This is a genomic window from Acidovorax sp. GW823-FHT01C06, assembly GCF_058798375.1.
Genome location: NZ_JBXAKN010000003.1, coordinates 18,450 through 36,665 on the forward strand (window position 1 = coordinate 18,450; position 18,216 = coordinate 36,665).

Genomic DNA, 18,216 nt, shown 5'->3' on the forward strand with positions numbered 1-18,216 from the left:
AACATGCCGGCATGGCGGCACAACGGGGCATTGCACGGCCCCCATCAACAAAAACGCCCGCGGCAGCGGGCGATCTTGAAGCGGCGGGCCCTGGCCCCGCGCGGGCCTGGCGCCCGGCGTTTCAGGCCACCTTCTTGGTGGTTTTCTTCTTGGCGACCTTCTTGGTGCTGTGCGTCTTCTTCTTGGCCGTGGTGGCGGCCTTGTGGGTCTTGGCTACCGGTGCGGGAGCTGCGGCGGGCGCAGCCATGGGGGCTGCGGGGGCAGCAGGGGCGGGAGCGGTTGCTGGCGCTTGCTGTGCGAAAGCACCCGCAGCAAACAGACCAGCCACCAGTACAGCGAGGAGTTTTTTCATATGTGCCGTTTCCAGTGTGAACAAGGGTTGAGGGCCATGCGAAACCCCGCATGGCTCCACCCCCAACGATAGCAGCGGCAGCCGCGTTGACAGGGTCTTGGCCAGAAATATTTGTCATTAGAATTGACCGGCTTCAGAGCGCTTTGCCCAATTCGCTGAATCCTGTTTCAGCCACCCCAGGAGACACCCGCCCATGACCAGCTACCAGCACATCAAGGTGCCCGCCGAAGGCGAGAAAATCACCGTCAACGCCGACATGTCGCTGAACGTGCCGGACCAGCCCATCATCCCTTTCATCGAAGGCGACGGCACGGGCCTGGACATCACGCCGGTGATGATCAAGGTGGTGGATGCCGCGGTGGCCAAGGCCTATGGCGGCAAGAAGAAGATCCACTGGATGGAGGTCTACGCCGGCGAGAAATCCACCAAGGTGTATGGCCCCGACGTGTGGCTGCCCGAAGAGACCCTGCAGGTGCTGCGCGAGTATGTGGTTTCCATCAAGGGCCCGCTGACCACGCCCGTGGGCGGCGGCATCCGCTCGCTGAACGTGGCGCTGCGCCAGGAGCTGGACCTGTACGTCTGCCTGCGCCCCGTGCAGTATTTCAAGGGCGTGCCTTCGCCGCTCAAGGAGCCCGAGAAGACCAACATGGTGATCTTCCGCGAGAACTCGGAGGACATCTATGCCGGCATCGAGTTCGAGGCCGAGTCCGACAAGGCCAAGAAACTCATCAAGTTCCTGCAGGACGAGATGGGCGTGAAGAAAATCCGTTTCCCCAACACCTCGGGCATTGGCGTCAAGCCCGTGTCGCGCGAGGGCACCGAGCGCCTGGTGCGCAAGGCCATCCAGTACGCCATCGACAACGACAAGCCCAGCGTGACCATCGTGCACAAGGGCAACATCATGAAGTACACCGAAGGCGGATTCCGTGACTGGGCCTATGCCCTGGCGCAAAAGGAGTTCGGCGCGCAGCTGATCGATGGCGGCCCGTGGTGCAAGCTCAAGAACCCCAAGTCGGGCAAGGACATCACCATCAAGGACAGCATCGCCGATGCCTTCCTGCAGCAGATCCTGCTGCGCCCCGCCGAATACTCGGTGGTGGCCACGCTCAACCTCAACGGCGACTACATCTCGGACGCGCTGGCGGCCCAGGTCGGTGGCATCGGGATCGCGCCCGGGGCCAACATGTCCGATTCGGTGGCCTGCTTCGAGGCCACGCACGGCACGGCGCCCAAGTACGCCGGCAAGGACTACGTGAACCCGGGCTCAGAGATCCTCTCGGCCGAGATGATGCTGCGCCACATGGGCTGGATCGACGCTGCCAACCTGATCATCCGCTCGCTGGAAAAGTCGATCGCCTCCAAGAAGGTGACCTACGATTTCGCGCGCCTGATGGATGGCGCCACGCAGGTGAGCTGTTCCGGTTTTGGCCAGGTGATGATCGACGCGATGGACTGACCGCCGCCGGCGCGCCGCGCGGCACGGATGGAGCCCCTGATTTCCGTGAGGATTTCAGGGGTTTTTGTTTTTTCGGCCTCCCACGGCGGATGGCGAAGATGGGTCGGGGAGGGCGCATCGCGGCTTGGGCCGCGCGGTCCCGGGGCGGCCCGCGCCCAGGCGGCCGGGGCGGGTGATCCGCGGGGCAGTTGAGTGTTGGCTATTTGGAGATTTCCCGCCTAAGATGGGATCAGCCATTGGCGAGGGCAATGAGGGCGAAGGCCGCTGCCGTCTGTGCGCGTTGGGCGCGCTGCGCAGAGAGATGGCCTCACACAGGGAGGGCTGCATGGCATCTGATTTTTCCGCCGCGTACTGGGAGCAAAACCCCGATGCGCTGCTGGTGCTGTCGCCCGAGGGCATGGTGCTCAACTGGAACCCCGCCGCCGAAGCGATCTTTGGCTACGCGCTGGCCGAGGTGCAGGGCCGATCCCTGATGGATCTGATCGTTCCCGAGGGGCGGGCCCATGAGGAAGACGAGATCCGCGCCGAGGCATTGCGCGGCGTGACGGCGGTGCACGAGTCGGTGCGCCGCCGCAAGGACGGCTCGCTCGTGCACGTGAATGTCTCCACCAAGGCGGTGCGCGATGACGGCGGGCAGCTGCTGTACTTCCTGTCCAGCAAGAAGGATGTCACCCAGCTCAAGGTCCAGCGCGAGGCCAAGTTGCTGGAGGCACGGTTTCGCGACCTGCTCGAATCCACGCCGGATGCCATCGTGATGGTCAATGTGACCGGCCGCATCGTGCTGGTGAATTCGCAGGCCGAGCGCGTGTTCGGCTACGAGCGGGCCGAGCTGCTGGGGCAGGCGGTGGAAGTGCTTCTGCCCCACCGCTACCGGGGCGCGCACCTGGGGCACCGAAGCGGCTTCTTCGGGGCACCGCGCACGCGCACGATGGGAGCGGGCCTGGAGCTGTATGGCCTGCGCAAGGGGGGCACCGAGTTTCCGGTGGAGATCAGCCTGAGCCCGATCCACACCGAGGAAGGCGAGATGGTGATGAGCGCCATCCGCGACATCACCGACCGCAAGCGGGCCGACCAGAAGTTCAAGGACCTGCTCGAAGCCGCGCCCGACGCCATGGTCATCGTCGACCGGGATGGCAGCATCGTGCTGGTCAATTCCCAGGCCGTGAAGCTGTTCGGCTGGAGCCGCACCGAGTTGCTGGGCCAGAAGATCGAATTGCTCGTGCCCGAACGTTTCAATGCCCGGCATCCCGAGCACCGCCACCGCTTCTTCGTCGAGCCACGCACCCGCTCCATGGGGGCGGGCCTTGATCTGTACGGACTGCGCAAGGACGGCTCCGAGTTCCCGGTCGAGATCAGCCTGAGCCCGCTGCAGACGGAGGAAGGCCTTTTCGTCTCGAGCGCGATCCGCGACGTGACCGAGCGCAAGCGGATCGAGCGGGTCTTGCGCGACAAGAACCTGGAGCTTGAAAATGCGGCCTTGGTCAAAGACCGCTTCCTGGCCAGCATGTCCCACGAACTGCGAACCCCGCTCAACGCCATCATCGGTTTCACGGGCACATTGCTGATGAAGCTGCCGGGCCCGCTCAATCCCGAGCAGGACAAGCAATTGCGCATCGTGCAGACGGGGGCGCGGCACCTTCTTTCCCTCATCAATGACCTGCTGGATGTGGCCAAGCTCAGCGCCAACAAGGTGTCGCTCAACATCGAGGCGCTCGACTGCCGGAGCATCGTCGCGGAAGTCGCGGCCACGCTGGAGCAGGAGGCCGGGCGCAAGGGGCTGGCGTTCAGCGTGCGCGCGCCCGCCCAGGCCGTCACCCTGCACACCGACCGCCGGGCGTTCAGCCAGATACTCATCAATCTGGTGGGCAATGCCATCAAGTTCACGCCGGAGGGGTCCGTGGAGGTGGTGCTGGAAGAGACGCTGTCGCCGCAAGGCCGCACCGTGCAGGTCCGGGTGCGGGACACGGGGCCCGGGATCGCGCCGCAGGAGCAGTCCCGGCTGTTCGAGGCGTTCTCGCGCGTGGAGACCGCCGACCGGCGCCACCACGAAGGCACGGGCCTGGGCCTGCACCTGAGCCGCAAGCTGGCCGAGGCGCTGGGCGGCAGCGTCGGCTTTGAAAGCACCGAAGGGCAGGGCAGCACGTTCACCGTGGAATTCCAGGAGACCAGCGCATGAAAGCCACCATCCTCGTCATCGAGGACGATGACGCGAGCCGGGAGCTCGTCACCTACCTGCTGGAGGCCGCGGGCCACCGCGTGCTGGCCGCCGAGAATGGCGCGCTGGGCATGGGGCTCGCGCTGGCGGAATCGCCCGACCTGATCCTGTGCGACCTGCAGATGCCCGTCATGAACGGCTACGAGGTGGCGCAGAGCCTGCGCTCCCACCACGCGTGGCGCGTGGTGCCGCTGGTGGCCGTTACGGCATTCTCCATGCCGGGCGACCGCGAAAAGGCGCTCGACGTGGGTTTCGACGAGCACCTTTCCAAGCCCATCACGCCCGAGACCTTCGTGAAGCAGGTCGAAGCATTTCTGGGCTCCTCGTTCCACGCGCCGCCTGCGGCGGCCTGAAGCAGCTACGGCGGCAGCATGGCCAAGATCCTTGTCGTGGATGACCTTCCGGCCAACAGGGCGCTGGTGGCCACGCTCATAGGACACAGCGGCCACCAGGCGCTGGAGGCGGCGGACGGCGCCCAGGCGCTGGACGTGGTGCGGGCAGAACGCCCGCAGCTGGTGATCTCCGACATCCTGATGCCCACGATGGACGGCTATGAGTTCGTGCGGCAGTTGCGTGCCGACCCCCAGCTCGCCGCCACGCAGGTGATTTTCTACAGCGCGCATTTCCGCGAGCAGGAGGCGCGCAACCTGGCCCTGGCCTGCGGGGTCGCCCAGGTGCTGGTGAAACCCTGCGAGCCGCAGGACATCATCGCGGCCATCGAGCAGGCGCTGTCGCAGGTTCCGCCACAGCCCGTGCTCCCGCTGGAGCACAGCTTCCAGACGCGGCACCTGCAGCTCATGGCGGACAAGCTCACCGGCAACGTGGCCGAGCTGGAAGCCATGAACCGCCGGCTGGCGGCGCTGACCGACTTGAACCTGCAGCTGGCGTCCGAGCGCGACCCGCAGGTGCTGCTGGCCAGCGTCTGCCGGGGTGCGCGGGACCTGGTGGGCGCGCAGTACGTGGTGCTGTGCGCCGTGCGCAAGGATGGCCATGCGGCCCTGGTCTGCACCAGTGGCATCGATGCCGCCGCGACGGGGGTGCTGGACCTGCCCGTGGTGTCGCACGGCCTGCTGGGCAGTGTGCGCGCCGAGCGGCGGGCGCGGCGGGTGGCCAACGCCAGCGGCGACCCCCGCGAGGTGGGCTTGCCGGCGGGCTATCCGGCGCTGCACTGCGGCCTGATCGCGCCCATCACATCGCTGTCGTTCTCCTATGGCTGGATCTGCCTGGCCAACAAGCCCGGGTCGCACGAGTTCAGCGCCGAGGACGAGAAGATCCTGTCCATCCTGGGGGCCCAGGTGGGGCGCATCTACGAGAACGGAAGCCTGTACGCGGAGGTGCAGCGCCATGCCGACCAGCTTCAGTTCGAGGTGATCGAGCGCAAGCGGGTCATCGAAGAGCTCCGGGCCAGCGAGGCGGGCCTGCACCGCGCGCAGGTGCTGGCCAAGATCACCCATGTGATCAGCAGCCAGGACGGCGTGTTCGAGAGCTGGCCCGACACCTGCCCCCAGATGCTGGGCGTGGAGCCGTCGGCGATGCCCCGGTCCGCGCGCGAATGGCTGGCCCTCGTGTATCCGGACGACCAGCCCTTGTTCCGTGAGCGCGCGCTGGAGGCTGCCACCGAGGGCGTGCGCCTGGATTTCAACTACCGCCTCGTGCGCGCAGACGGCGCGGTGATCCACCTGCGCCAGGTCATGGAGCCTTTGCTGGCCGACGATGGCGTGGGCAGCGACACCGTCCGCTGGTTCAACACCATCCAGGACATCAGCGTGCAAAAGCGCGCGGAGGAGGAACTGCGCGAGAGCGACCGCCGCTTCAACGACATGCTGGACAAGGTGGAGATGATCTCGCTGATGCTCGACTGCGAGGGGCGCATCACCTATTGCAACGACTACCTGCTGCGCCTGACCGGGTGGCGGCGCGACGAGGTGTCCGGCCAGAACTGGTTCTCGCTGTTCGTGCCGCCCGAGCAGGTGGATGTGCGCGACGTGTTCGCCGACCTGCTGGCCGACCGCCCTTCTGCCTGGCACTACGACAACGAAATCATCACCCGCGGCGGCGAGCGCAGGCTGGTGCACTGGAACAACACCGTGCTGCGGTCGGCGGGCGGCCAGGTGACCGGCGTGGCCGCGCTCGGGGAGGACATCACCGAGCGCAAGGAGGCCGAGCACAAGATCAAGCGGCTCAACCGCGTGTACGCCATGCTCAGCGGCATCAACACGCTGATCGTGCGCGTGCGCAAGCGCGAGGAGCTGTTTCACGAGGCCTGCCGCATCGCCGTGGAGGAAGGGCAGTTCAAGATCGCGTGGCTGGGCAAGGTGGACGCGGCCCGCCAGCAGCTGGTGCCGGTGGCGCTCTCTGGCGCGGGAGAGGACTTCCTCGCGCACATCCGGGACCGGCTGCGGCTGCACGACAAGCCCACCCCGGGCGAGAGCCTGAGCGCGGAGGTGGTTCGCACCGGGCTGCCCGCCGTGTGCGACGACGTGGTGGGCGACCCCCGGATCTTGCTGCCCGGCCTGCTGGCGCAGCGTGGCGTGGCGTCGCTGGCCATGCTGCCGCTGGTCGTGGCCCACGAGGTGGTGGGGGTGCTGGCCCTGTTTTCCGAAGAGGTGGGGTTTTTCGACGAGGCCGAGATGAAGCTGCTGACCGAGCTGGCCGGCGACATCGGCTTCGCGCTCGACCACCTCGACAAGGAAGACCGGCTGAGCTACCTGGCCTACTACGACGAGATCACCGGCCTGCCCAACCGCACGCTTTTCCTGGAGCGCGCCGGCCAGCACCTGCGGCCCCGCGAAGGGCCGCGGCCGCTGCTCGGGATCGCGCTGATGGACATCAGCCGGTTCCGGTTCGTCAATGACACGCTGGGGCGGCAGATGGGGGACGAGCTTCTCAAGCAGGTGGCGCAGCGGCTGCAGCATGCGGCGGCCGATGTGCACGGCGTGGCGCGCATCGGGATCAACAGTTTCGGCATGGCCGTGGCCGGCGCCCGCGATGCCGGGGCCGTGGCGCTGGTGGTGGACCATCTCATGCGCAGCTGCTTTGATGCGCCCTTCCTGCTGGGGCAGACCGAGCTGCGCATGGCCGCCAAGGCAGGGGTGGCCCTGTACCCCATGGACGGCGTGGATGCCGAAGCGCTGCTGCGCAACGCCGAGGCCGCGGTCGGCAAGGCCAAGGCATCGGCCGACAGCCTGCTGTTCTACACCTCTGAAATGAACACCCGCGTGGCCGAGGCGCTGAGCCTGGAAGGCCGCCTGCGCGAAGCGCTGGAGCAGGGCCAGTTTGTTTTGCACTACCAGCCCAAGCAATGCCTGGCCAGCGGCGTCGTGGCGGGCGCCGAGGCGCTGATCCGCTGGAACGATCCGCACCGGGGCCTGGTGCCACCGGGGCTCTTCATTCCCATCCTGGAGGAGACCGGCCTGATCTACGACGTGGGCCGCTGGGCCCTTCGCCAGGCGCTGGCGGACAACCGGCGCTGGCGGCAGGCGGGCCACGCGCCGCTGCGCGTGGCGGTCAATGTGTCGTTCCTGCAGCTGCGGCACCGCAACTTCGTGGCCGAGGTGCGCGAGGCCCTGGCCCTGGACCCGGGGGCGGGCAGCGGGCTGGAGCTGGAGATCACCGAAAGCATGGTGATGGAGGACGTGGAGCACAGCAGGCGCAGCCTGCACGCCCTGCGCGAGATGGACATCACGATCGCCATCGACGATTTCGGCACCGGGTTCTCATCGCTGAGCTACCTGGCCACGCTGCCGGCCGACACGCTCAAGATCGACCGCTCCTTCATCCTGGGCATGGACACCGGAGCCCAGGGGCAGGCGCTGGTGTCCACCATCATCAACATGGGGCACTCGCTGGGGCTCAAGGTGGTGGCCGAGGGGGTCGAGACGGACGACCAGTGCCGCCGGCTCGCACTGCTGGGCTGCGACGAGATCCAGGGCTACCTGCTCAGCCGGCCCCTGCCCGCGGACGTGTTCGAGGCCCAGTTCCTGGCGGGTTCCGCCGGCGTGCCCGCGCATTGAGTCCGGCGGCGGTCCCGTGGCGGGCCCCGCCGCCGCGCCGCCGCGTGGTGTCAGTGTTTTTGCACCAACTTGATGATGCTGGAGAAATCCAGCGCGCCATGGCCCGCCAGGCTGTGCGCGGCATACAGGCTGCGCGCCAGGCCGCCGAGCGGGGTGGAGGCCTTCACGGCCGCGGCGTTCTCCTGCGCCAGCCCCAGGTCCTTGAGCATGAGGTCGGTGCCGAAGCCGCCCGCATAGCCCTTGCTCGCCGGCGCGGTCTCCATCACGCCGGGCATGGGGTTGTACTTCTCCAGCGCCCAGTTGCCGCCCGAGCTGCGGCGCATGATCTCGGAGAGCACCTTCGGGTCCAAGCCATTGGCCACGCCCAGGGCAATCGCCTCGCTGGTGCCGGCCATCAGGATGCCCAGCAGCATGTTGTTGCAGATCTTGGCCGTCTGGCCCGCGCCCACGGCACCGGCGTGAAAGATGTTGGCGCCCATCTTCTCGAGCACGGGGCGCGCGCGTTCCAGTGCCGGGGTGTCGCCGCCCACCATGAAGGTCAGCGTGCCGGCGATGGCGCCACCCGTGCCGCCCGAGACGGGCGCGTCGATGAAGTCCATGCCCCGTGCCTTGGCGGCCTCGGCCACCTTGCGCGACGTGGCTGCGGCGATGGTCGAGCAGTCGATCACCAGCGTGCCCTCGGCCAGCAGCGGCAGCAGGCCGGGTTGCCGGTCGCTGCCCAGATAGAGCGTTTCCACGTGCTGGCTGGCGGGCAGCATGCTGATGACGACCTCGGCCCCTTGCACGCAGGTGCCGGCGTCCGTCGCGATGCGCACGCCATCGGCGGCGAGCTTGTCGCAGGCCGGCTTGGAGAGGTCGAAGGCGCCCACGTCGTGGCCCGCCTTGTGCAGGTTCAGGGCCATGGGGCCGCCCATGTTGCCGAGGCCGATGAATGCAATCTTCATGGTGTGTTTCTCCTGGATGTCGTTGTGGTGGTGAATCGGGTTGGTATGAAATTGATAGCTGCCAGCGCTTGTTTCAAAGGGCTACCGGCCGAAAAGGCTTGAAAATCACTCGGCGAAGTCTGCGCCGCGGGCTTTCAGCTCCGCGCGCAGCACCGAGCGGTGGCAACGCGATTCGTCCTCGCAGTAGCAGCCCAGCGACATCGCGGCGTGGCGCGAGAGCGCGGCCAGCAGGTCCAGCGTGCGGCTGGCCTCGGGCTGGGCCAGTTCCTTGCGGAACTGCTTGACGAACGCTTCCCACTCCTTGTCCGTCTGCGCCTGCTGGCCCTGGGCCATGAGTTCGGCCGTGGGGGACAGCAGGGGGTACCACACGTCGTAGTAGTCGCGGCTGGCGAACTCGGTCTTGGGCACGCCACGCGGCGGGCGGCGCACGGTGCCGATGCGGGTGCCTTCCCCGGCGGCGCGCGGGGTGCCGAGGCGGACGATGCGAAGGGGCATGGTGGTGGGCTCCAGGGAGGGTGGGGCAGATCAGTCGTCGGCTTCGAAGATGCTGTGCTTCTTCGCGGCGGTTTTTTTCTTCGGCTGGGTGCCGGTGCTGGCGGGCGCTTTCCTGGCCGCGGCCGGGGTGTTGGTTGTTTTCTTCTTGCGCGGCGATGCCTTGGCCAGCGGGTTGTAGGCCAGGGCTGCTTCGAGCCAATGGTTCCACTGTGCGCGAGTGGCGTAGCCATTGGGCTCCACCCAGAAGTAGCCCTTCATGCCGCCGCCGGGCGACAGCTCGCGGGTGTTCTGCATCTCCTGCACCTCGCCATGGCGCTCCGGCGGCAGGCGCACCAGCAGTTCCTCGCCCTTGACGGCGACACACATCTTGCCGTCCACAAAAAACGCATGGGTGCCGAACAGCGGGCGCTCCTCCACGTCGCTGCGGTGCGCGAGCGCCGTGCGCACGGCGTCGATCAGGTGCAGGGTTTCGTCGGAGAGGGGGCGGGCGGGCATGGTTTCAGGTTAAATAGGCCGCTAGCGCTTGATGGATAAGCGCTGGCAGCTATAAAAACAGGAGTTTTTGCCTAGCGGATGGCCTCCGTCGCATCCCCGTCCAGCATGCGCCGCGCAATGATCACGCGCATGATTTCGTTCGTGCCTTCCAGGATCTGGTGCACGCGCGCGTCGCGCAGCAGGCGCTCCAGCGGGTATTCGCGGATGTAGCCATAGCCGCCGTGCAACTGCAGGGCGTCGTTGATGACGGTGAAGCCCGCGTCGGTGGCGAAGCGCTTGGCCATGGCGCAGTAGGTGGAGGCGTCGCGGGCCCCCGCGTCCAGCTTGCTGGCGGCCAGGCGCACCATCTGGCGCGCGGCCACGAGTTCCGTCGCCATGTCGGCCAGCTTGAACTGCAGGGCCTGGAAGCTGGCGATGGGTTTGCCAAACTGCTTGCGGTCCTGCATGTATTGCTGCGCGGCGTTGAGCGCGCCTTGCGCCGCGCCCACCGAGCAGGTGGCGATGTTGATGCGGCCGCCGTCCAGGCCCTTCATCGCGATCTTGAAGCCTTCGCCCTCGCGGCCCAGCAGGTGGTCGGCCGGGATGCGCACGTTGTCGAAGCTGATGGTGCGCGTGGGCTGGCTGTTCCAGCCCATCTTGTGTTCCTTCTTGCCGTAGGTGATGCCGGGTGCATCGGCTGGCACGGCAAAGGCGCTGACGCCGCTAGCGCCCGAATTCGCGTCGCCCGTGCGCGCCATGAGCACCAGCACGTCGGTGCTGCCTGCGCCGCTGATGAAGGCCTTGCTGCCGTTGATGACGTAGTCGTGGCCCACCAGTTCGGCACGCGTCTTGAGCGAGGCGGCGTCGGAGCCTGCGCCGGGCTCGGTGAGGCAGTAGGACGCGAGCTTCTCGCCCGTGGTCAACAGCGGCCCCCAGTGGTCGCGCACGACGGGGGTGGCCCAGGTGCCCAGCATCCAGGTGGCCATGTTGTGGATGGTGATGAAGGCGGTGGTGCTGGGGTCGATGGCGGCCATTTCCTCGAACACCAGGGTGGCGTCCAGGCGGGGCAGGGCGAGGCCACCGGCGTTCTCGGGTGCATACAGGCCACAAAAGCCCAGCTCGCCCGCCTTGGCGATGGCTTCCTTCGGGAAGATGCCCTCGGCGTCCCACAACGCCGCGTGGGGCGCGAACTCGGCTTGCGCAAAGTCGCGGGCCGTCTGGGCAAAGGCGCGTTGTTCTTCGGTGAGTTCAAAGTCCATGGTGTTCTGTCTCGTCGTCGGTTCTTGTTGTTCTGGGCGCCCGGTTCAGGGCCTGGCGGATGGGTGGTCCAGCGTCAGCCAGCGCATCAGGCCCTTGCGGCGGGTCTCGGTCTCCGTCGTCAGACACTCGTGGTACAGGCGCGGCCACTGGGGCTGCGACTCGGCACTGCGCGTGGCCTGCTTGCAGCGCGTGGTGCGTTTGCGCTGCCAGGCCGTGTGCTCCTGCCGCAGCTGGGGCCGCTCGTGGGCCGACAGCGCGCGCATCACATCACCGTAGAGGATCGCGATCTGCGTGTCTGCCGCCTGAAAGGCCTGCACGGCGCAGGCATTGGTTTCGTCCACGCTGCCGCCGGGCTTGCAGGCGGCACCGGCCTGCGCGTGGGCATCAGCTCCCACCAGCATCACGCAAGCCGCACCGAAGACCATGGCCCATCCCCGCATCATTGTCAGATCAATTTGCATGCCCCGCTTTTACCATCGACCACAGTGGTCACGACTGGCGCGGCCTAAGGCCAGTGCCGCCGTGCAAGGGCCGCCCCGCCGCACGGGTGGCGTCCCCCTTCCGCATCGCGCAGCGATGCAAGAGAAGAGAAGGGGGAAGGCGCGCAGCGCCTCAGGGGGATGTCACTTCAAGCTAATCGTCGTGTTCACACCATGCGACGTGGTGCTGTCATCAAACCAGCGGGCCGTCACCGTCTTGGTCTGCGTGTAGAACATGACGACCTGCTTGCCGTAAGGGCCCAGGTCGCCCAGCTTGGACGCGCGCGAACCCGTGAACGAGAACAGCGGCACTGGCACGGGGATTGGCACGTTGATGCCGACCTGGCCCACATCGATCTCTTCCTGGAACTTGCGTGCAGCCGCACCCGACTGCGTGAAGATGGCGGTGCCGTTGCCGTTGGGGTTGCTGTTGATGAACTCGATTGCTTCGTCGATGTCGGCGGCGGGCACCAGGGCCAGCACGGGGCCGAAGATTTCCTGGTCGTAGATGGCCATGCCGGGCTTCACGTTCGAGAAGATCGTCGGGCCCACGAAGTTGCCCTTTTCATAGCCGGGCACCGTGGGCTTGCGGCCGTCCAGCTCCAGCGTGGCGCCATCGGCGATGCCGCGTTCGATCAGGCCTTCCACACGCGAGAGCGCCGCACAGGAAACGAGCGGGCCCACGTCCGTGCCCTTTTCAGTGCCGCCGTTGACCTTGAGCGTCTTGGCCTTGGCCACCAGATCGGGAATCCACTTTTGCGCCTCGCCCACCAGCACCACCACGGGCAGGGCCATGCAGCGCTGGCCGGCGGCGCCAAATGCGGCACCGGCGATGGCGTTGAGCGACTGTTCCTTGTTCGCGTCGGGCAGGATGATCGCGTGGTTCTTGGCGCCCATCATGCATTGCGCGCGCTTGCCGGCCAGGGTGGCGCGGTTGTACACATGGGTGCCCACCTTGGTGGAGCCCACGAACGATACGGCCTTGATGTCCTTGTGGTCGCAGATCGCGTTCACGGCCATTTCGCCGCCGTGGATCACGTTGAGCACACCGGGTGGAATGCCGGCTTCGAGCGCCAGCTCCACCAGGCGCATGGTCACCATGGGGTCCTGCTCGGAGGGCTTGAGCACGAAGGTGTTGCCCGTGGCAATCGCCATGGGGAACATCCACAGCGGGATCATGGCCGGGAAGTTGAAGGGCGTGATGCCCGCGCACACGCCCAGGGGCTGCAGCAGGGTGTAGGTATCGACGCCACCGGCCACGTTGTTGGCCAGCTCGCCCAGCTGCAGGTTGCCGATGCTGGCAGCGTGTTCCACCACTTCCAGGCCACGGAACACGTCGCCTTCGGCGTCGGGCAAGGTCTTGCCTTGTTCGGCCGTGAGGATGGCGGCCAGCTCGGCCATGTTTTCTCGGATGAGCTGCTGGTACTTGAGGAAGATGCGGGCGCGCGTGCCGATGGGCGTCTTCTTCCAGGTCTTGAACGCTTCCTTGGCCGAGGCCACGGCGGCATTGATTTCTTCGGCCGTGGCAAAGGGCACGCGGGCCAGCACCTCTTGCGTGGCGGGGTTCACCACGTCGCGCCACTCGGTGGTCTTGGACTCGACGAACTGGCCGCCGATCAGCAGCTTGACGGTGGGGGCCAGTGCGGCCACGCGGGTGGGTGCGTTCATGGTTTTGTCTCCGGGGGGGGTGCAAACGGCCCGCGGTGCAGGCCAACCCGTGCATGTTATGCGTGCAAATATGTAATTACAAGGCGTTGCTCTGCAATGTGTATGTGCTTATTTGCACATGAAAACAGCAAGCCCGAACCCCAGCGGATCAGGGGATGAGCAGCCGAAGGCTCCTGTCCTCAGGGTGCGGTTTTTTGTTCAGTGAAGCAGAAATGCAAAAAGGGGCAAACGCTGCCGTCGGCCCCTTTTTTCCGCCGCTCCGTGGCGGGTTGGTCCATTCAGTTTCTGGACGGGTATATGCCCTCCACGGCAATGATGTAGTTCATCCCCAAATACGGGGGCATGATGGAAAACGGTTGACTGCCACCTGCAATACCGGTCGTCGCGCTGCTCATGGGCAATTGGGTATCGGCAGTGCCGCTGGCAGCATATTGGGCATTGCGCTGATTGGACGCTGCCGGCATCGCCCCGGGACCGGGTGCCTGCAGGGTGCCCAGGGTGGTGGATGCAGGAATGGTGGGCGCTGCATGGGTGTGTGCCGGCATTTCCGTGCTGATCAGCGTGTGGGTGGGGCTGCCGCCAATTTCACCCATGGTGACTTCGGGAAGTCCCGGCCCTTGGCCTGTGCCGACGGGAGCCCGGCCACGCAGGTCTGGCAAGGCAAAGGTGGTTTGTCCATTGCCGCCGTAGGTGGTGCCCAGCAGGGAAAACAAGGCCGTATTTTGGGCAATGCTCATAATTTGACCCTGGCAGAAAGCCCACCCACGGGGGGCGAAATTGCCAGCGAACATTTTGATTTCGGCAATAAACGGTTCACTCATAGCGATTCCTCATCAAGTCAAAAAGTAGCCAGTGATCCATCCACCCTGGGCGGCAGCGGACGCACCGAGGTGGGAGTAAGCCTGGTGGCGTTGGAGCCAGGTGCCGGTGACGGAGGTCGAGCGCTCCCACAACGGCCCTGCGCTGTCGCTGGCGGAACTGGCCCAGTACCGTTGTCCGCGAGGGCCCGCCAGCGGTTTGCTCGTCAATGCCGCCCAGACGTCCTTGGTGCTGGTTCCCGGGGGAGCGGCCGCCAGGGCGCTGCCCAGGCTGGCGCCGGCCTCTGCACCCAGCAGCGCAGCGGCGGTCCACGCAAGGCCTGCCTGTGCGAATCGAGTCTTCCAACCAGTCTCTGCGATGTCTGCGGTGGGCCAGCTTGCCACGGTCCATGGACGAACGCCCGAGGTGCCATCGGAAAGCCATGGGAACCCGGCCAGTTGGGTGCGCAGCAAGGCCGGCTGGGCTTGCCACCATTGGCTGAAACGGTGCGCCTGGGGGCCGGAGAACAATGCAATCACCGCATCCGGTTGCTGCGAAACAATCGCCTGCTTCAGATCATCAAATTCCGGTGAACGCCCTGGAGCGCCTGCAATGTGGCGGCCCACGATCTGCCCACCCAATGAGCGCCAGCGGTGCTGGAAGGCCTGGACAAAGTCATACCCCGATTCGTGCCAGCCCATCGACAGGAAAGCGCGTGGACCACATTGCGCGTGCACCTTGTCGGCCAGCGCGGATGCCATGGTGCACAGTTCGAGGCTGTGGCGAACCTGCAGGGGGTGCTGTTCCGAGGGAGTGGCGATGTCGGCGCCGCTGTCGCTGATCCAGAGGGGCACACCGGCCTTCTCCGTCAAGGCAGACACCTTTTTCGCTAGCAAAGGGGGTATCCACCCCATCACGGCATCGATCTTGCCGTCCTGCAGTGCGGACCCGATGGCCTTGGCAGGGGCTCCAGGCAAGGGGCCTGCCGACAGCCAGGTCAGCCCGACCTGCGAGGCGCCAGCCTGCGCCAGGCCCAGCTCCACGCCGTGCCGGTAGTCGTGTGCAAGCTGCGGCAGCTTTTCCGACATGGGCGCGATGCCCAGGATGTGCCAATGGGGGCTTGACGGGCCGGCGGACGCGAGAACAGGCGTCGAGAGCTGGACGCCGGTGGCCGCCACCGCACTGCCCGCGGCCAGGAAATGGCGTCGATGCAGGGGGGCGATCATGGCAGTGCCTCCTCGGCGAGATGCGGGGAGGCTGCAGGATGGTGGGACTGGCGCAGGTCCTGAAGCCTCAGGTAGTGAGGGGCGATCCATTGCGCGGTCAGGGATTGAAGATGATCGCTTGCCATGCTGTGTTTGGATTCCGTGTCTGAAACATAGACTTGATGGGGGCGCTTGCCGTGCCGTGTGACACGTTCGCGCATCCGCTCTTGATCGGTCGCCGAGGCATTCCAGCCCATGTGGGAGAGCACCCGGGTTTCAATGGCGCCGGGCAGTTCGGCGTGGTCGAGCAGCAGTGTGCGTGCGGGGTCGAACTCCTGGGTCATGGCCGCATAGATGTTCCCCAGCACGCGCGCGCAGTAAAGCTCAGGGTGCATGACGGCCAGTTCATGGACGCTGAGACCGTCCAGGCATGCGCCCAGCGTGCCCGGCACAAGGAAGAAGGCGCGTTCTCGCATCTGCGAGACCAGCACCGCCAGGGGTTCCCGGGTCAGGAATACCCAGGGCGTTTCGGGCCAGGCTTCCGCCACGAGCGGGGCCTTGTCTGTGTTCCAGGCGTCCAGCTTGATGCTGAAGGACTCGAGCCCCGGGCTGGCATCGTCGCAGCGCTGCCCCCAGGCACTGGCCCACGCCCGCAACGCACGGACGACCTGGGTCCTGTCCAGCCACCCGCCGGGCAGGGCCTGGCGCAGCAGAAAGTCCACCGGAGCGGGCTCCGACAGTTGCAGATGGTGCGGGCTTTCCGCCAGCGCCTGCGTGATGAGCGTGGAGCCACAGCGCGACACGTGGAAGATGACGAGCGAGGGGTCCAGGCCCGGCGACCGTTCATGCCAGGCCAGCAGGTCGTGAAGCGGCGTCTGGCGCCGGAACGCCAGATGGAAGGGGTGCTGCATCTGGCTCTGGATGCCGTGCTGGAAGAAGGGCTCGTGCAGCGGCTCGTCGAGCATGCGGATCCAGTCCACCATCACCTGGCCCTTGGCGATGTAAAAACGGATCGGGCGCCAGCCGCTGAAGTTCACAGAATCCATTGTTCCACCCACGCGCGGCGCCCGGCCTTCATGGCCGACTCTACATCCGATGCGTCAAATTGAAAGCCGGCGTCCTGCCCCATGCGCACCGATTCCTGCACGAACTCGGCGGTGTTGGTGATGGCGCTGAGCCTTGCGGAGTGTTCCGCATCCGCTCCCACGAAGTCGCGAAACCGGATGAACTGGCTCCACGGGTCGCTGGGGTCGGGCAGGGGCTCGCCGGCATCGCTGGCGCGGAAGGCCTCGAACAGGCGCATGTCCACCGAGGTGTCCGCCACCAGGTGGACCCGGGTCTGGCTGCCACGGTTGCGAACCCGGTGCGGGCGCGATACGTCGACGTACCAGCACTCGCCAGCCCGCAGCGGGATGCGCTCGCCATCGACATGGAAGAACACCTGCTCGCCCGTCTGCAGCGGCACGTGCAGGCGGGCCTCGCCCCGCGCCGCGCACACGCCGGCATCGGTGTGCTCCTTGATTTCGCAGCCCGGCAGCAATTGCATGAGCCGCACGGACTTCCAGGGCAAGGCCATGGTGTCCAGCATGGCGCGCAGCGTGGGGCACTGTTCCAGCGCGGGCGTGTCGGCATAGCCCGATGCCGGCACATCAACAGGAACGACATCGATGGGGGCCTCGGGCGCGGAACGCAGCGCGAGGGCCTGCCAGCCGCCATCGTGGCGGCCTTCGTTGAAATGGGTGCGCCACAGCGAGGAGGGCAGGGCGTTGACTTCGGCCAGGGCCGCAGCGGCGTCGAACCGCCAGGGCAGCCGGGCTGTTTGCATGCCCTGCACCATCAGGCCCTGGGGCTGTGCTTGCGCAGGTGATTCCAGAGGCGTCATTGCGCGCAGATGGCGTAGGCGATGCAGGCCGACGTCAGGGTGGGAACGCGGTAGGAGTTCAGAAGCCGGATGCTCCAACTTTGCACCGAAGCGCCGCAAGCGCCGCCCGCCGTGGGGTAGTTGGCGGCGATGAACACGCCGCCCGTATCGATCCCGCCAGCCCCGCTGGCACCCTCGTACCCTCCCCCTACAACCTTCTCCCCGGGCAGGCAGCAGGCGGTCGCATTGCAACTGTCCGTGGTGCCGGTGCCGGTTGCGGTCCGCACATTGACACTGAGCGAGCCCGCAGGGCCTGGGAGGCCGGTCGCGCCCGTGGCACCCGTGGCGCCCGCAGGGCCTGTGGCGCCCGTGGGGCCGGTGGCTCCCGCCACGCCCGGAGCGCCGTTGCTACCCGCCGCGCCCGTGGCGCCGGCGGGGCCTGCCGTTCCGGTCGCGCCGGTCGCGCCAGTGGGGCCGGCGGCCCCGGTAGCGCCCGTGGTGCCTGCCGGGCCGGTGGCGCCGGTCGTTCCGATGGCTCCCGTCGCGCCGGTCGGGCCGGTCGCTCCCGTGGCTCCGGACGCCACGCCGGGGGCGCATTGCCCCAGCCGCCCGGACGGGCCGTCAAAGCACAGGACGCTGGTGTTCGTATTGGGCGTGCCCGACAGGCTGGGGACCAGCACTTCGCCGGAGCCTTGCACGCGCAGCCTGTCGGTGTTGGAGGGGCCTTTGATCACAAAGCCGCCACCGACAGGCGGCGTGATGCTCACATCCGCCGCATGGGCACCCAGGGTGGCCAACGCCAGGCAGGCCTGGCCGGCCCAAAGCGACTTGTATGAGAGAGTGGTGCGTGTCATAGATGTCTGAGGCTAAGGAAGCGGGGAGGCAAGGAAAGCGGGGCGTGGCCCGGGATGCGCGGAAAGGAAGCCCGCCGTGCGCGGCTTCCCGAAAGCTGCAAGGAATGGGCCCGGGGCGCGGAGGCTGGCGCGGAGAAGCCCG

At 66.9% G+C, this 18,216-nt stretch carries 16 protein-coding genes; 4 read left to right on the forward strand and 12 right to left on the reverse strand.

Annotation, left to right across the window (positions count from 1 at the left end):
- Positions 1 to 121: 121 nt before the first annotated feature.
- Positions 122 to 352, reverse strand: coding sequence for a hypothetical protein (locus AC1RCS_RS08275; RefSeq protein ID WP_218294896.1), 231 nt, complete (start codon positions 350 to 352; stop codon positions 122 to 124).
- A 193-nt stretch (positions 353 to 545) separates the two neighbouring features.
- Here AC1RCS_RS08275 and icd point away from each other — a divergent pair, with 193 nt between their 5' ends.
- The 4 genes from icd to AC1RCS_RS08295 all read left to right on the forward strand — a co-directional run bounded on the left by icd (position 546) and on the right by AC1RCS_RS08295 (position 8,036).
- A complete protein-coding gene (gene icd / locus AC1RCS_RS08280; RefSeq protein ID WP_492245987.1) occupies positions 546 to 1,808 on the forward strand; it encodes an NADP-dependent isocitrate dehydrogenase in 1,263 nt (420 codons plus the stop codon).
- A gap of 325 nt (positions 1,809 to 2,133) precedes the next feature.
- A complete protein-coding gene (locus tag AC1RCS_RS08285; RefSeq protein ID WP_218338506.1) occupies positions 2,134 to 3,984 on the forward strand; it encodes a PAS domain S-box protein in 1,851 nt (616 codons plus the stop codon).
- Entirely contained in the window at positions 3,981 to 4,376 is a 396-nt protein-coding gene (locus tag AC1RCS_RS08290; protein WP_218294899.1) for a response regulator, read from the forward strand. The genes AC1RCS_RS08285 and AC1RCS_RS08290 overlap by 4 nt, the downstream gene beginning before the upstream one ends.
- 18 nt (positions 4,377 to 4,394) lie before the next feature.
- Positions 4,395 to 8,036: an EAL domain-containing protein gene (locus AC1RCS_RS08295; RefSeq protein WP_218338507.1), complete on the forward strand. Its 3,642-nt coding sequence runs from the start codon at positions 4,395 to 4,397 to the stop codon at positions 8,034 to 8,036.
- 50 nt (positions 8,037 to 8,086) lie between these two features.
- Here the strand turns inward: AC1RCS_RS08295 and mmsB are convergent, their stop codons facing one another.
- The 11 genes from mmsB to AC1RCS_RS08350 all read right to left on the reverse strand — a co-directional run bounded on the left by mmsB (position 8,087) and on the right by AC1RCS_RS08350 (position 18,074).
- Positions 8,087 to 8,980 carry a 3-hydroxyisobutyrate dehydrogenase gene (gene mmsB, locus AC1RCS_RS08300; protein WP_492245986.1) on the reverse strand — a complete coding sequence of 298 codons (894 nt, stop codon included), beginning with the start codon at positions 8,978 to 8,980 and terminating at the stop codon, positions 8,087 to 8,089.
- Between the two features lie 105 nt (positions 8,981 to 9,085).
- Positions 9,086 to 9,475 (reverse strand): DUF488 domain-containing protein, encoded by a 390-nt coding sequence (locus AC1RCS_RS08305; RefSeq protein WP_218294902.1) that lies wholly within the window; start codon positions 9,473 to 9,475, stop codon positions 9,086 to 9,088.
- Between the two features lie 30 nt (positions 9,476 to 9,505).
- Positions 9,506 to 9,970, reverse strand: a complete 465-nt coding sequence (locus tag AC1RCS_RS08310) for a TfoX/Sxy family protein (protein ID WP_369642528.1) — start codon at positions 9,968 to 9,970, stop codon at positions 9,506 to 9,508.
- Between the two features lie 71 nt (positions 9,971 to 10,041).
- Complete coding sequence (locus AC1RCS_RS08315; protein WP_369642527.1) at positions 10,042 to 11,208, reverse strand: acyl-CoA dehydrogenase family protein; 1,167 nt, start codon at positions 11,206 to 11,208, stop codon at positions 10,042 to 10,044.
- Positions 11,209 to 11,253: 45 nt separating this feature from the next.
- On the reverse strand, positions 11,254 to 11,634 hold the full coding sequence (locus AC1RCS_RS08320) for a lysozyme inhibitor LprI family protein (RefSeq protein ID WP_492245999.1): 381 nt from the start codon (positions 11,632 to 11,634) through the stop codon (positions 11,254 to 11,256).
- Positions 11,635 to 11,832: 198 nt separating this feature from the next.
- Entirely contained in the window at positions 11,833 to 13,356 is a 1,524-nt protein-coding gene (locus tag AC1RCS_RS08325; RefSeq protein WP_492245985.1) for a CoA-acylating methylmalonate-semialdehyde dehydrogenase, read from the reverse strand.
- A 278-nt stretch (positions 13,357 to 13,634) separates the two neighbouring features.
- On the reverse strand, positions 13,635 to 14,177 hold the full coding sequence (locus AC1RCS_RS08330) for a phage tail protein (RefSeq protein WP_218294906.1): 543 nt from the start codon (positions 14,175 to 14,177) through the stop codon (positions 13,635 to 13,637).
- Positions 14,178 to 14,189: 12 nt separating this feature from the next.
- A complete protein-coding gene (locus AC1RCS_RS08335; protein WP_492245984.1) occupies positions 14,190 to 15,380 on the reverse strand; it encodes a type 1 periplasmic-binding domain-containing protein in 1,191 nt (396 codons plus the stop codon).
- Positions 15,377 to 16,405, reverse strand: coding sequence for a sulfotransferase family protein (locus AC1RCS_RS08340; protein WP_492245983.1), 1,029 nt, complete (start codon positions 16,403 to 16,405; stop codon positions 15,377 to 15,379). The genes AC1RCS_RS08335 and AC1RCS_RS08340 overlap by 4 nt, the downstream gene beginning before the upstream one ends.
- Positions 16,393 to 17,241: an aspartyl/asparaginyl beta-hydroxylase domain-containing protein gene (locus tag AC1RCS_RS08345; protein ID WP_492245982.1), complete on the reverse strand. Its 849-nt coding sequence runs from the start codon at positions 17,239 to 17,241 to the stop codon at positions 16,393 to 16,395. Before AC1RCS_RS08345 ends, AC1RCS_RS08340 begins: the two co-directional genes overlap by 13 nt.
- A complete protein-coding gene (locus AC1RCS_RS08350; protein WP_218294910.1) occupies positions 17,238 to 18,074 on the reverse strand; it encodes a hypothetical protein in 837 nt (278 codons plus the stop codon). The genes AC1RCS_RS08345 and AC1RCS_RS08350 overlap by 4 nt, the downstream gene beginning before the upstream one ends.
- Between the last annotated feature and the right edge of the window lie 142 nt (positions 18,075 to 18,216).

Bases quoted from the DNA above. Each gene is read 5' to 3' on its own strand.
- AC1RCS_RS08305 (WP_218294902.1), bottom strand. From the start codon at position 9,475: ATGCCCCTTCGCATCGTCCGCCTCGGCACCCCGCGCGCCGCCGGGGAA.
- AC1RCS_RS08320 (WP_492245999.1), bottom strand. From the start codon at position 11,634: ATGGTCTTCGGTGCGGCTTGCGTGATGCTGGTGGGAGCTGATGCCCAC.
- AC1RCS_RS08315 (WP_369642527.1), bottom strand. From the start codon at position 11,208: ATGGACTTTGAACTCACCGAAGAACAACGCGCCTTTGCCCAGACGGCC.
- AC1RCS_RS08275 (WP_218294896.1), bottom strand. From the start codon at position 352: ATGAAAAAACTCCTCGCTGTACTGGTGGCTGGTCTGTTTGCTGCGGGT.
- AC1RCS_RS08310 (WP_369642528.1), bottom strand. From the start codon at position 9,970: ATGCCCGCCCGCCCCCTCTCCGACGAAACCCTGCACCTGATCGACGCC.
- mmsB (WP_492245986.1), bottom strand. From the start codon at position 8,980: ATGAAGATTGCATTCATCGGCCTCGGCAACATGGGCGGCCCCATGGCC.
- AC1RCS_RS08290 (WP_218294899.1), top strand. From the start codon at position 3,981: ATGAAAGCCACCATCCTCGTCATCGAGGACGATGACGCGAGCCGGGAG.
- AC1RCS_RS08340 (WP_492245983.1), bottom strand. From the start codon at position 16,405: ATGGATTCTGTGAACTTCAGCGGCTGGCGCCCGATCCGTTTTTACATC.
- AC1RCS_RS08350 (WP_218294910.1), bottom strand. From the start codon at position 18,074: ATGACACGCACCACTCTCTCATACAAGTCGCTTTGGGCCGGCCAGGCC.
- AC1RCS_RS08285 (WP_218338506.1), top strand. From the start codon at position 2,134: ATGGCATCTGATTTTTCCGCCGCGTACTGGGAGCAAAACCCCGATGCG.
- AC1RCS_RS08345 (WP_492245982.1), bottom strand. From the start codon at position 17,241: ATGACGCCTCTGGAATCACCTGCGCAAGCACAGCCCCAGGGCCTGATG.
- AC1RCS_RS08330 (WP_218294906.1), bottom strand. From the start codon at position 14,177: ATGAGTGAACCGTTTATTGCCGAAATCAAAATGTTCGCTGGCAATTTC.
- AC1RCS_RS08295 (WP_218338507.1), top strand. From the start codon at position 4,395: ATGGCCAAGATCCTTGTCGTGGATGACCTTCCGGCCAACAGGGCGCTG.
- icd (WP_492245987.1), top strand. From the start codon at position 546: ATGACCAGCTACCAGCACATCAAGGTGCCCGCCGAAGGCGAGAAAATC.
- AC1RCS_RS08335 (WP_492245984.1), bottom strand. From the start codon at position 15,380: ATGATCGCCCCCCTGCATCGACGCCATTTCCTGGCCGCGGGCAGTGCG.
- AC1RCS_RS08325 (WP_492245985.1), bottom strand. From the start codon at position 13,356: ATGAACGCACCCACCCGCGTGGCCGCACTGGCCCCCACCGTCAAGCTG.